The sequence below is a fragment of the Acinetobacter sp. TR11 genome, assembly GCF_027105035.1.
Lineage (GTDB): Bacteria > Pseudomonadota > Gammaproteobacteria > Pseudomonadales > Moraxellaceae > Acinetobacter.
In genome coordinates, this window is record NZ_CP114256.1 from 719,187 (window position 1) to 732,022 (window position 12,836).

Sequence of the window (12,836 nt, forward strand, 5' to 3'; positions counted from 1 at the left end):
TTTAAGTGATGAAAAAAAATAACCAAAGTCACAAAACAACTTGTTTTACAATGACAACATTAGCGATGAGTTTAATGTTGGCTAGTCACTCTGCATTTGCTTTACAAAGCTTGAATGATAGTGATTTACGTAATGTAAATGGTCAAGATGGTGTGCAGATAGCAACGACTTATGATGCTGTCGATGTTCAACAATTTTATTGGGAAGATGATGCAGGTCGAGGCAGTAATGGTGCGACCAATACAAAGTTAAGAGCGATAGCTGAAGGCTTTAAAATTAGACAAAGTAGCGCTTCTGCCTTAGCTCTTGGTACAAATTATAAAATTAATATTGGTAGTGATGCTGGAAAGTCAGGCCTTGATTTGGATTTATCGAGTAATCCTTCACTAATTACTGTTGATGCTTTTAAGATTTGTGATACCGAAGCTACTGCTCGTTGTAGTGAGCCAGTGGGAACGTTAGGTATTCAAACAAGTTCTGCAATTGGTCTTAATTTCAAAACTAGAGATGGTTTATTTAGTAAAACGAGTCAATCTAGTTTAGTTTTAGGTTTAAAAAATATTAACCTTTATTTAGGTCAGGTAGATGTTAATAATCAACTTAACCAACTAATACTTAAGAACCTTAATTTTAACTTTTTAGGTAAAGGGGTTATGTATGTTGACGATAAAGAAGGTTTAAGAATCCAAACAAATTCTGTTGGTACAGCTAATGCCTTAACAACAGATAAACCAAGTTCAACTTTAGGATATGTTGATTTTACTAGAGTCGAAGATAGTGGTAGTGCTGCAATCACAGCACAGTCATATAAAAATAGCTCTAATAAGGCGACAAATGCTGGTTTGAACTTAGAGTTTATGACCAATAAAAACGTAACAAATACTGATAATAATACACGTTACGCAGTAACGTCAGATACAAAAAGTCCAACAGGTGCAGTCGGTTTAATTCGAGTTGGTGCTAGTGGTCGTATGGTTAATGGATCATTGCAAGTTCGCGGTCTTGAAAGTGCAGGACGCTCAAATCCGACAATCGCAGCTGGTCAATATGGTAACCCAAATAATACAAATATTCTGGGTACAGCTAATAATGGCGCGGGAGCAAGTGCCTTGGGCGGTAACATTATGGGTAACTCAGGCATAGCATTTCGCATGAAAGCCGACTTCACTACTGATACTGATATGATGTTAGACACTAACATGGACGGAACGTTGAGTAGTGCTGAAAAGTCAAATGCAACAACTTTGGAAATTGGTGGTGCGGGTTTAAATACATACGGCTTTGAATTTGGTAATTTGACAGGACTTCAGTCTGGGTCTCGTGGATCATTTGATAGCGGTAATATATATATAAATCTTGTAGATTCAAAATCAGTTGTCTTACCTGCTAACTATACCTTCCAAACTAGTCGTTTTGGCGGTACAAGCGGTAACTTTTTAACCAATGCAGCTGATTATACCCAGAATATTCATACTGGTACTGGAAATACTAACCCATACAGTATATTACTTGCTATACGTGGCGCAGAATTCCAAGCGATTTCACGCCGTGGTCGTTTTACAAATAGTGCAACCTATAATCCTGCATCTGGTTATCAAGCTATTACAGAGCATGATGGTTCAAATTCTACAACCAATCAACTAAACTCTTGGGGCTTGGCGTTACCTTTTTATAATTTAAATGCAAATATGGCGTTGTATGGTACTAAAACAGATGCCTCTAGTGTTTATAGCTATGCTCTGAATGGTACTAAAACTGCTGTAGGCACTGGGCAAACACCTCGATTAGGTTTTTCTCTCGCAATGAGTACAGATGGTATTGATAGGAATGGTAGTTTCGTTGCTCAAGGAAATAAAACAACATCAATTTTAGTTATTGATGGTGGTGATAATGATAATAATGCTGGTAATGGTATTCAGCCAGCTAACTATTATATGGGATTAAGAAACGTTGATATGCTTCTAAAAGGGGCTGGAACGATTGGTGTTGAAAAAGGTAGTTTTAACGTTAGCCTTAAAGATATGTTAATTGTTATGTCAGCAGAACTTGCGGCTGGGTATTTACCTGGTTCAACATATAAAATATGTGCTCAAAATGCGGGTGCGGTTGGTTGTGCAAGTGGTAGTTCAGCTCCAACCAATAACTTTGCTTTAAAAGATGATGTCTTGCTAGGGCTAAAATTAAGAGTAGGGGGGAATATGGATTTTTCTCTTATTCCTAATAACGAATATAAAAGTGATGGTAGTGGTAATAGTTTAAATATCGTAGGTGATTTTGAATTAACAGGTTCAAATAACACAATTCAAATTAGTGATCCGGTAGATGGTTCAACTTTAGGATTAGATAATTTGACCGGTAAAATGTCTTTTAATAATGCAATTGTTGTTGGTCGAGATACTTCTGGAGAAGGAATGGTTGGATTCAACACAGGTTTAACTTTTAACCCGTCTGGTACAAATGGGATTGGCACTGATGCTGATAAAATTGCAGGTGTATTTAGAGCAAGAGATATCAACTTGTATCCGCCTACAAGCGGTGCTGGTGCTCGACTTGGAGAAATGGTACTAACGGGCGGACGTTTAAGCAGCCAGCTAGGTATCATTCCAAGAAACTAATATATTTGGGTATATTATTTAACTACATCGCTTAAAATATTGTACTTGAATAATATTGTGCTAGAATTGTGAGCATAAATTAGCCACTTGTCTTAAGGATTAGGACAATGAAGAAAAAGAAATTTATAGGATGCTTGTTTTTATTAAGCCCTTATGCAATAGCTATGCAGCCTATGGATGATCAAAGTCTTGCATCCGCGGTTGGGCAAGATGGTATTAATATTTCAATCAATAATTCTAAAGTTGAATTCAATCAAATAGGTATTATTGATACTGATGGTTTATCTAATGGTTCTTATACTTCTCCAGATTATGTAAATCGTGCAGGTTTAGTGATTGCAGGAGTAGCAGGACAAACACCACTTACTGCATCTAAACCTAATCCAGTTGCAATCGTAGGTATTGATGCTAGTAATGCTGATACTGCTCTTCCAACAATAAATGTTGTTATGGATACGGATAAAGGGGTTGGTACTAAAGGTGCTTTCGCAAATATTGGCTTATCTTTTAGTGGAAACTACACAGGGTTTCGTATAAAACCTTTTTCTATCTACACAGCTGATACCAACAATTTATCAAGTATTAGTGGTAGCACGTATACGAGAAAATCAATTTTTGATGTAACTACAGCTATTAAGCTTCAGTCAGGTGTAAAAGAATTATTACGTGTAAAAGATAATTTTGATATTAAATTTCTATCATCTAATAAACCAACAATGAATATTCAGTTAGGCGCATCGCCTCAAGGTAAAATGATTCTTTTTGGTGGTGCTATCGATTCAATTTGTGGTATAGGTACAGGTTGTAATATGATGCTTGTTTCTGATTATACGACCTCAGGTGATCCAACAACGACACCAATTGGCGCTAGTTTTGATTTTCAGTTTAAAGCAACGAATAGTGTTACTGGTTTCCGTTTAAATGGTTTTTATGCCGGAATTGAAGGGCCTACAAGTACTGAAGTTGGTGGAATTGTTTTTGGTAATCCAAATAAAACGGATGACTTTAATTTAAGCTTAAATAACATCAAATTAGGAAATACGATCGCAAGCCCTGATCCTAATGTATTTAATGGATTGCAAAATAATTCAATTGGTAATATTGGAATGACTGGTGCATCAATCACTAATTTAAAAATGAAAATTAGTGGGATGTAATTTATTGATTATAAAAGAGAAATAGGGATGTAAATTCCCTATTTTTTATTTTATATGATTAAGAATTAACTCCAACTGTTTCTCTTTTTTTACTTTTGTCCAGAGCTCTTGAGCCTCTGGATAGGCTTTCGTCATCATACCTAACCATTGCTTATAACGTCCGATCATTCCAATTTCAGTTTTGTACTGACCACTTAAAAAACGTTGCTGGAGTTGCACTAACTCTGGCCAAGAAAGGATAGCTTGATCACTATTCTCTCGAATACATAAGGTGAGATCTGGTGTAGTCACAGCACCTCGACCAATCATAATATCATGGCAATCTGACTGCGCTATACACGCTTTGGCATCAGTATTATTCCAAATCTCACCATTCGCAATCACATTGATGTCTAAAGCTTCGACGATTGGCTGAATTTTTTCCCAATAGGCAGGTGGGGTATAGCCATCTGCTTTAGTACGCGCATGTACGGTAAGCCAATTTGCGCCAGCATCTTCTATCGCATGTGCATTATCTAAAGTGTGGTTTTCATCTAGATAGCCCAGACGCATTTTAGCTGAAACTGGTATATGTGCAGGTACAGCATCACGAACAGCTTTAACTAAGAGATGTACGGTTTCAGGTTCATCCAATAGAACAGAACCGCCACGATGACGATTAACAGTTTTAGCGGGGCAACCAAAGTTAAGATCAATTGCTGGAGCACCGAGTTCAACAACTTTCGCTGCGTTTGCTGCTAACATTTCTGGATTATTGCCAAGAAATTGAACATGAACTGGTGTGCCAGCCGCAGTTTTACCTGAGTTTTTGAGTTCAGGACAAAAACTATAATAAATATGATCTGGAAGAATACTATCGGTAATACGAATAAACTCGGTTACGCACCAATCAAAACTGCCGACATGAGTGAGCACATCACGCATGATTGGATCAGTTAGACCTTCCATTGGAGCGAGCACAAGTTTCACGATGATTATTACCTAATGAAGCGAATACTGCGTTATACGCATTTTCAGATAGGCTGTCTACTAATGTTGGAAAAGTGTTTAAACAGATTTAATTGAAAAATTAACCCATAAGTTGTCATCATCAAAATTTTCAACAAAAAGTTTAATTTTTTGTTGAGGGTACATATTTGATGCACCTAGAACAGATTTACAATCGTTGTAGTCAACGAAACCAAAAAATTCTTCATTATATTGAACGATTACTCCTTGAGGATAAAAACAAACAATTTCGGTTTCGATCATTTCCCCGATTTTGAATTTGTTTTTTAATTCGTTCCACCGCTTTAAATATTTAGATATCGACTGATCCCAGAAATTTAAAAATTCTTCTTTTTTTATTGGAGTCAACATATCTAAGCTTTCGGAGAAATTACCTTCGGGTAAGAAGAAATTAGTTTGCTCTATGCTTAAATTTGTATTTATACATTCTGATGAGTTAACAAATATCGACTTTAAACAATAATATTCCTGATCAAATTCATATAAAGTTATCTCCCCATCTGTATCTATATATTTGTAATATGAATACAAAGTTATTCCTCAAATGGCTAAGTGGTGTTGTTCAACGTCCCAGAATCATTTCTAAAACAAACTTACTACCGATAAAACCAATTGCAAGTAAGATAAAACCTGTAATGGTAAAGCGAATTGCTTTGCGTCCGCGCCAACCGAATTTGTAATGGCCAATTAAAAGCGCACCATATAAAAACCATGAAATAATACTAAAAGCGGTTTTATGAGCAAGATGTTGAGCAAAGAAGTTATCAATTGTAAAAAAGCCAAAGAGAAGTGCAGCAGTGAGTAAGCCAAAACCTGTGATAATTAAATCAAAGAGTACCGATTCCATCACTTGGAATGGTGGAAGTAAGTTAACCCAAATTCGTCTTTTTTGTTTCTTCTTAAGTTCTCTATCTTGAAACCAAAGCAATACGGAATGAATAGTTGCCATTAGTAAAACAGCATAAGCTGATAAAGAGAGGATGATATGAAGATCTAAACCTAAGCTATGTTGTTCAATGACTTGGTTTGGTTGACTAAAAGCATATCCTAAAATTAAACCAATTGCGGCAACAGGAGTGCCAATTAAATTTAATGGCAAGATTGGTCGAATTAAACTTAAAATTAAACTGAGTGCTAGCATCAGCCCCGAAGTGAATGACATCAGGTTAAATACATCATAATTCACGCCAATTGGTGTCATCATATCTTGATAGAGCACAGTACTATGCAGTAGTAGCCCTAGACCAATCATAATCGAATAACACCAAAGATTTGGAGTACGTTTTGACATCAAACGTATAAACAAATACCAAAAAGAACTGGTATAAGCTACAAGTGCCAAAATTGTGTAAACCAAGGGGAGACTGATCATGTCAAACCTTTTTCAGGGGGTTGAATAATATTCACTATATAAGATGTAAATTCGCTTCGAACTACAGTATCCTATAGCATCTTACGCATAAATTTTCTATTTTAAGAAAGATTTTTTTGCAACTAGCCATTTTAAGCGGATTTCGCAATGTTTGATACCTTAACAGAACGACTCACACAGAGTTTAAGAAATGTTACTGGCTCAGGGCAGCTGACCGAAGACAATATTAAAGATACCTTACGTGAAGTACGTATGGCACTTCTTGAAGCCGATGTGGCATTACCTGTAACTCGTGAATTTATCGCGAAGGTTAAGGAAGAAGCTCTCGGTCAAGAAGTCATGACTCAGCTTTCTCCAGGTCAGGCATTTGTAAAAATTGTCTATGATGAACTCACCAAAATGATGGGTGAGGCAAATGAGACTCTAGATTTAAGTGCAAAGCCACCTGTCGTGGTTTTACTTGCAGGTTTGCAAGGTGCGGGTAAAACAACAACTGCCGCAAAATTAGCGCGTTTTCTGAAAGAGCGCCAAAAGAAAAAAGTAATGACAGTTTCTGCTGACGTTTATCGTCCAGCCGCAATCAAGCAGTTAGAAACAGTATCGAATGAAGTTGGCGTGGGTTTCATTCCATCAGAAGCATCTGAAAAGCCAATTGATATTGTTAATCGTGCGATTGAACAAGCTAAAATCCAGTTTGCTGATGTTTTAATTGTCGATACCGCAGGACGTCTGCATGTCGATGAAGACATGATGGATGAGATTAAAGAATTACATGCTGCAGTTAAGCCAACAGAGACTCTGTTTGTTGTCGATGCAATGACGGGTCAGGATGCTGCTAATACAGCAAAAGCGTTTAACGATGCTCTGGCTTTGACTGGTGTTATTCTCACTAAAACTGATGGTGATGCACGTGGTGGTGCTGCGCTTTCTGTTCGTGCGATTACAGGTAAACCGATCAAGTTCTTGGGTATCGGTGAAAAACTAGATGCACTTGAGCCATTCCATCCAGATCGTGTTGCACAACGTATCTTGGGTATGGGTGACGTACTTTCTTTAGTCGAAGAAGTTGAACGCAAAATCGACAAAGAAAAAGCCGAAAAAATGGCGAAGAAATTGCAGAAAGGCGGAACCTTCAACTTTGAAGATATGCTGATGCAATTTGAGCAAATGAGCAAGATGGGCGGGATGATGGGCTTCTTGGATAAGTTGCCTGGCATGAGTAACTCTGGTATTCAAGATGCGATTGCACAAGCAAATCCTGAAAAGCAAGTGAAAAAAATGGAAGCGATTATTCAATCGATGACCATTAAAGAACGCCGTAACCCAGATTTGATGAATCCAAGCCGTAAAAAACGTATTGCTGCGGGTTGTGGTATGGATGTTGCTGAAGTGAATAAATTAATTAAGCAACAAGCTCAAATGGCGAAAATGATGAAGAAATTTGCGAATCCGTCAGGAATGAGCAAAATGTTGAAGTCATTAGGTAATATGCAAAAACAATTTGGTGGCGGTAACATGGGACCTTTATTTGGTAGTAATGAACCAAAGAAATAACCTAAAGCTACTTAAAAAAGGCGCAAATTGCGCCTTTTTTGTTAAATCTCACTTGTGCATCTAAGTATCAATTTAATACAGAAAATCAATATGAAAATAAACGAATAAGGGGTAAAATAATTTTAAGTATTTGTTTTATATTTATAAATTTTTGTATATGTTACATAATTCGAACGGTAAGGTATTTATACTACATTGTGAAAATGCAAATCCAGAACAGTATTGGTATTTATGGTTAGAACAACAATTAAAATCTGAAGGAATTGCCGCTGAACGTATATTTCTTGCCGACTCGAATCACCCAGAAGCTGAAAATTTGGCAAACTTGTTTAGAAACACAACTACAAGATTTAAATGAACAGAGTATTGTTGTTGCTCATGGATTGTCTGGTATTGCCGTGGTTCACTTTCTAGCAAAGCGTCTGTAACAAACTCAGTTGAAAGCATGCTTATTTATTGCTGCTTCTAATGAACCTATAGCTAAATTTCCTGAATATGATGAATTTATTCAGCATTCAAATTTTACGAGCGCCGTAATCCGAGCCAATGTTAAAAGACACCTCGTTTTCTTTTCTACGAATGATCCTATTGTCCCAGTGCCTTTGACCTTTAAATTTTCAAATTTACTGAATGCCCAACTGATTGAAGCTGTTCAGGCAGGGCATTTTCGTACTGAAGATGGATATACGATGTTTCCTCAGTTGTTCTAGATACTTCAAACATTGGTTAATGCTGACTTAAGTTGAACGTAATTTTTTAGTCCTTTAAGTAAGAGATCAGATTCAATCAACGGCCGATGATGTTGCAGAAATTTGGCGAATATATCAGCATCTCCACCTGTTAAAATCAGGTGTTTAGGTGATTGTTGCATGATTTGATCAATGGTACTAATTAGACCTAGCAAGATACCGTGATGTACAGCATCAACGGTGTTGTGTCCTGGTTTCAAATTATCGAATGCAGAGTCAGGAATTTTAATACCTTTGGTATTTTGAATGAGTGAATCTCGTTGCAAATATAAATTTGGCAGAATATAACCGCCTAAATGTTGTAACCCTTCTACTAAATCGATGGTCAGCGCTGTACCACAGCCAATCACACAAAAGTTTTGATGAGGTTTTGAAATTGCTAAGACTTGTAACCAACGATCAATCCCGAGTTGACTTGGAACATCATAACCACAACGAAGCCCTGCATAATTAGCATGTACCTGAGCGAAGATAATTGGAATTTCCAAAATATCGAGGATCATTTGAATACGTTGATTATTTTCTGTGTCTAAAACAGATGAAATCCCAACCTGACTTAAATTTTGATGCCTAAAATGTTGAATTAAACCTAACAGTAAATCGGCAGGTGACTGTAAATGTAATTCTGCAGCATGCTCAAGCACTTGATCATTTTCGGTAATCCAATATTTTAAACGGGTATTACCGATATCCAACCATAGACTTTTCATAAAATGATCATTCCTTAAATTGGTGCGAGGCGTAAACGGCCTTGATAGAAGGGTTGAACATGATCGGTTTTAATGAGTACAGCACCATCATTGGAGATGCCTTGAAAGTATCCCTGAATTTTACCTTGGGCATGTTCAAATTCAACGTGTTGATTGAGCCATATTGCATGATGGTTAAAGCGTTCAGCTAAATTATAACTGCCATGTTCAAACCACTGAGAAGCCTGTTGAATCGCAGTGTAGAGCTCAGCAATCAGCATTAAACGATCAGTATGAGCTAAACCGAGCATCGCCAGAGAGGTAATTGGCTGATCCGCATTCTCTACAGGGGGCGTGTTTAAGTTAATGCCTACCCCAACAATCGCATGATGTGCTGAAAGTGGCTCAACCAAAATTCCACCCCATTTACCTTGTGGACTATATAAATCATTGGGCCATTTGACTTGTAGGCTTAAACCTTGCAAGCTCGGCATTTGCAGAATATTTAAAGCAACTTCCAGTGCAAGGCGACCATCTAAGGCAGTCTTAGTGTGAATCAGTGTACTTAAATAAATATTTCCTTCAGGAGATGCCCATTGTCGTTGATGTTGACCTCGACCTTGTGTTTGCTGTGCACTGCAAACTAATCCTGAGCTAATGCCTTTTTGCGCAATTTCACGCATATCATCATTGGTCGATGTTGTCGTGGTTTTGAGCAAGACGATTTCAGGAAATTGATTCTTTGCATTGAGTAATTGCTGAAGCTGGCGAGTTGCTAAATCTTCCATTGTTTTATAAATAGAGTGGTCATGTGTTTATGGAGTTAATCATATATTTGCTGATTGGCGCAATTGCTGGATTTACTGCGGGGTTATTTGGGGTTGGTGGTGGTTTAATTATTGTACCGATTTTATATATTGTCTTTACTCAAATGAATTATGACCCTAATGTCATTATGCATATTGCAGTGGGAACGTCTTTAGCCACGATTATTGTGACTTCAATTAGCTCAGTCACTGCACATCATAAAAAGGGAGCAGTGCTTTGGCAGGTCTTTCGTAATTTAGCACCTGGATTGGTTTTAGGCTCATTTTTAGGTGCAGGCGTAGCTGATCTGATGTCGGGGCAACATTTGCAATTGCTTATTGGTGTTTTTGCAGTTTGGATGGCATACAAGATGTTTAGGGGAGCGCATGCAGTGATTGACCCAAATCGTCATTTACCATCGGCAATATTACAGTTTGCAGCGGGTGGGGGAATTGGTGTTGCTTCTGCGATTTTTGGGATTGGCGGTGGTAGTTTGACCGTACCATTTTTAAATCGTCACGGTGTGGTCATGCAGAAGGCAGTGGCAACTTCTGCTGCATGTGGTTTACCTATTGCGGTAGCAGGTGCAATTGGGTTTATGTGGTTTGGTGCTAGAGAACACATTGATGTACCGAATACTATTGGCTATGTGCATATTTATGCTTTTCTTGGTATTAGTACGATGAGCTTTATCACAGCCAAGTTCGGGGCAAAAGTGGCTCATCGTTTATCAGCAGCGATGTTGAAAAAATGTTTTGCTGGACTACTTGTTGTCGTGGGCTGTTATTTTATTTATAAAGGCCTAGTGACTTAATGTTCTATTTGGTTTAGCTAAATAATCACGATGTTATTCTTATACATCCTTGTTTTATAATTCATTAAATTTAGTTTCAGGTTAAGGAGTATCTGCTTTAACAATTGCAGTACTTGCTTGTTTTAAGCTGTAAAGTAATTGCCCTAGAAGTACATCTTTACTACTCAATGTGACCATAACCATTGGATGATGTGGTGCAGGGATAGAAGTTAAAATAGCTTTACCATTTTCGGCATCAAAAGTAATATTTTGGCAACCATTTAATTGAATTTCATTTAGAAATGCACCAACCATTGCGAGAATAGAGCTACTTACTGCTGCAAGTTTAGCACTATTGTAATTGTCTTTTTTGTGAACAGATGCTAGTTCAAACCCATCGGTTGAACATAACATAACGTAATCAACCCCTCGAATACTCATTAAAATATCATTCGCTTGAATTTTTGCGATCTGCACTAATTCTTTCGAGGCTGTACGTTGGTCAATTTGTGGAAGATTAAACATATAAATGATCTCAATTAGCTCATAGCTTTAAAATTAACTTCTAGGTTTGCAACCAATGATTCAATCATTAGTAAAATATGCTCTTTTTCACGTGCATCAATACAAAATAAAGGATAGTCATATTTGTTTTTAATAAGCCAATCACGGTAAATGGTTGTAGGGCGATTTTTATTCTCATCAATATGCGTAATACCAATAGAAATATTTTTATTATAACTCTTGAATGTATTTAAATAGGATTCTAATTCTTCAAGAGGTGTTTCATTATTATGATCAACTAATATGATCACGCCAAGAGCACCTTTACAAATCAATGGCCAAATGAAATCAAATCTTGCCTGACCTGGTGTTCCATATAAACCAATTTTAGCACCATCATCTAGAGTGATCTCACCATAATCAATGCCTACTGTTGTCTGCATTTTGTTATGTGTTTTAGAATCCGTATTAAATGCTTCAGTAGCAAGTACTGGAATTTCAGAAAGAGATTTTATCGCTTCTGTTTTCCCTGCACCCATACTTCCTGCAAAAACAATTTTGTATTGTTGAAGAATCATAAAATTATCCTAAAGCCCAAATCGGCTTCTCATTTTACCGAAGAATTTATTTAAGAAACCTTGTTGCTCTGTAGCAATAGGCATATCATTATATTGATAACGGCTTTCTGCTGCCGATATAATTTTACCGTTGTTTGAAATAATACAAGCAGATATAAACTGTTGAACGGTTTTAATAGGAAGTTTTAATCGTCTCATAACTTGTGATAACTGAGCACCTTGTATAAAACAGGCTGAAAGTTGCAAAATCATTTTTTGATCTAAATTTTGGCTAGGCTGTGGCCAATAGTCAATTTTATAGTAATCATTCTCGTCTATTATCAAGCCTTGATATTCAGTAGAATACCAAAAAAGATTCCAAATCCAGTCTTTTAAGTTGTATTCAGTTTTTTTAGAAACGAATGTAAAGTGCTCAGTTTTTGCGAGTTCATAATTAAAACTATTATTCGTTTTGATTTGTAATCGAGTTGGTTCAAGCCATACAACCTCTTGGAATGTATCAATAATTGCTAATGTACCGTGATTATCAAATAGATGTAGGTATGTATTTTTTAGTTTCAGCATACTATCTAAAGAGATTGTATTGCTAATATCACTTTTTTGAGGGAGAGTATTAGAAGTTTCATCTGATGGTTCTTTATTCGATATATAGTTTAATAAATGAGATTGAATCCATTTTTGTAATGTTTTTGATTCTTGAAAAGGAGGAAATAAAGTGTTATTTTCTAATATGCTTGAAACAGCTCTATATTCATTTGATATTTTTAAGAATAAAAATTTTCTTTCTTTTATAAGTTGTTGAATACCTTGAGTATCAAAAAATTTCGCATGTATTAGTAGTAAGTCTATATTTTTGTTTGAAATATTCACCCAGTTGATATCAAAATGATTAGGTATTATTTGCCTAAGCTCGATTTTTAGCTCATCTGAAGCCTTTGACGATATGCCAGAAATTGCGATATTGATGCAATGCGCACTCATACTATTACTATCACTCAAATCTTTTAAAA

12 protein-coding genes and 1 pseudogene are annotated in these 12,836 nt (G+C 36.6%); 5 read left to right on the forward strand and 8 right to left on the reverse strand.

Annotated elements, in window-relative coordinates; all coding sequences use genetic code 11:
• Positions 1–8: 8 nt before the first annotated feature.
• Positions 9–2,615, forward strand: a complete 2,607-nt coding sequence (locus O1450_RS03450; protein WP_269229706.1) for a DUF6160 family protein — start codon at positions 9–11, stop codon at positions 2,613–2,615.
• Between the two features lie 107 nt (positions 2,616–2,722).
• Positions 2,723–3,772, forward strand: coding sequence for a DUF6160 family protein (locus O1450_RS03455; protein WP_269229707.1), 1,050 nt, complete (start codon positions 2,723–2,725; stop codon positions 3,770–3,772).
• A 45-nt stretch (positions 3,773–3,817) separates the two neighbouring features.
• On the opposite strand, the gene O1450_RS03460 is transcribed toward O1450_RS03455, so the two are convergent.
• From O1450_RS03460 to O1450_RS03470, 3 genes are all read right to left on the reverse strand, one after another.
• A complete protein-coding gene (locus O1450_RS03460; RefSeq protein WP_269229708.1) occupies positions 3,818–4,741 on the reverse strand; it encodes a tRNA-dihydrouridine synthase in 924 nt (307 codons plus the stop codon).
• A gap of 78 nt (positions 4,742–4,819) precedes the next feature.
• Positions 4,820–5,311 (reverse strand): hypothetical protein, encoded by a 492-nt coding sequence (locus O1450_RS03465; RefSeq protein ID WP_087536746.1) that lies wholly within the window; start codon positions 5,309–5,311, stop codon positions 4,820–4,822.
• Between the two features lie 31 nt (positions 5,312–5,342).
• Entirely contained in the window at positions 5,343–6,152 is an 810-nt protein-coding gene (locus O1450_RS03470) for a cytochrome C assembly family protein (RefSeq protein WP_046740082.1), read from the reverse strand.
• Between the two features lie 147 nt (positions 6,153–6,299).
• Between O1450_RS03470 and ffh the strand changes: the two genes are divergently transcribed.
• The gene (gene ffh / locus O1450_RS03475; RefSeq protein WP_004663664.1) at positions 6,300–7,706 is read left to right on the forward strand and encodes a signal recognition particle protein; all 1,407 of its coding nucleotides are present in this window, start codon (positions 6,300–6,302) and stop codon (positions 7,704–7,706) included.
• A gap of 157 nt (positions 7,707–7,863) precedes the next feature.
• A pseudogene (locus O1450_RS03480) lies at positions 7,864–8,416 on the forward strand (RBBP9/YdeN family alpha/beta hydrolase).
• Between the two features lie 5 nt (positions 8,417–8,421).
• Here the strand turns inward: O1450_RS03480 and O1450_RS03485 are convergent.
• Positions 8,422–9,165: a pantothenate kinase gene (locus tag O1450_RS03485; protein ID WP_269229709.1), complete on the reverse strand. Its 744-nt coding sequence runs from the start codon at positions 9,163–9,165 to the stop codon at positions 8,422–8,424.
• Positions 9,166–9,179: 14 nt separating this feature from the next.
• Positions 9,180–9,932 carry a biotin--[acetyl-CoA-carboxylase] ligase gene (locus O1450_RS03490; protein ID WP_269229710.1) on the reverse strand — a complete coding sequence of 251 codons (753 nt, stop codon included), beginning with the start codon at positions 9,930–9,932 and terminating at the stop codon, positions 9,180–9,182.
• Positions 9,933–9,961: 29 nt separating this feature from the next.
• Between O1450_RS03490 and O1450_RS03495 the strand changes: the two genes are divergently transcribed.
• On the forward strand, positions 9,962–10,765 hold the full coding sequence (locus tag O1450_RS03495) for a sulfite exporter TauE/SafE family protein (RefSeq protein WP_269229711.1): 804 nt from the start codon (positions 9,962–9,964) through the stop codon (positions 10,763–10,765).
• Between the two features lie 81 nt (positions 10,766–10,846).
• Here O1450_RS03495 and O1450_RS03500 read toward each other — a convergent pair whose 3' ends face one another.
• The 3 genes from O1450_RS03500 to O1450_RS03510 are packed head-to-tail and all read right to left on the reverse strand — an operon-like array spanning position 10,847 to position 12,807.
• Positions 10,847–11,269 (reverse strand): roadblock/LC7 domain-containing protein, encoded by a 423-nt coding sequence (locus O1450_RS03500; RefSeq protein WP_269229712.1) that lies wholly within the window; start codon positions 11,267–11,269, stop codon positions 10,847–10,849.
• Positions 11,270–11,283: 14 nt separating this feature from the next.
• Positions 11,284–11,826 carry a GTP-binding protein gene (locus tag O1450_RS03505; RefSeq protein ID WP_269229713.1) on the reverse strand — a complete coding sequence of 181 codons (543 nt, stop codon included), beginning with the start codon at positions 11,824–11,826 and terminating at the stop codon, positions 11,284–11,286.
• 9 nt (positions 11,827–11,835) lie between these two features.
• Positions 11,836–12,807 carry a hypothetical protein gene (locus O1450_RS03510; protein WP_269230405.1) on the reverse strand — a complete coding sequence of 324 codons (972 nt, stop codon included), beginning with the start codon at positions 12,805–12,807 and terminating at the stop codon, positions 11,836–11,838.
• Positions 12,808–12,836 lie beyond the last annotated feature (29 nt).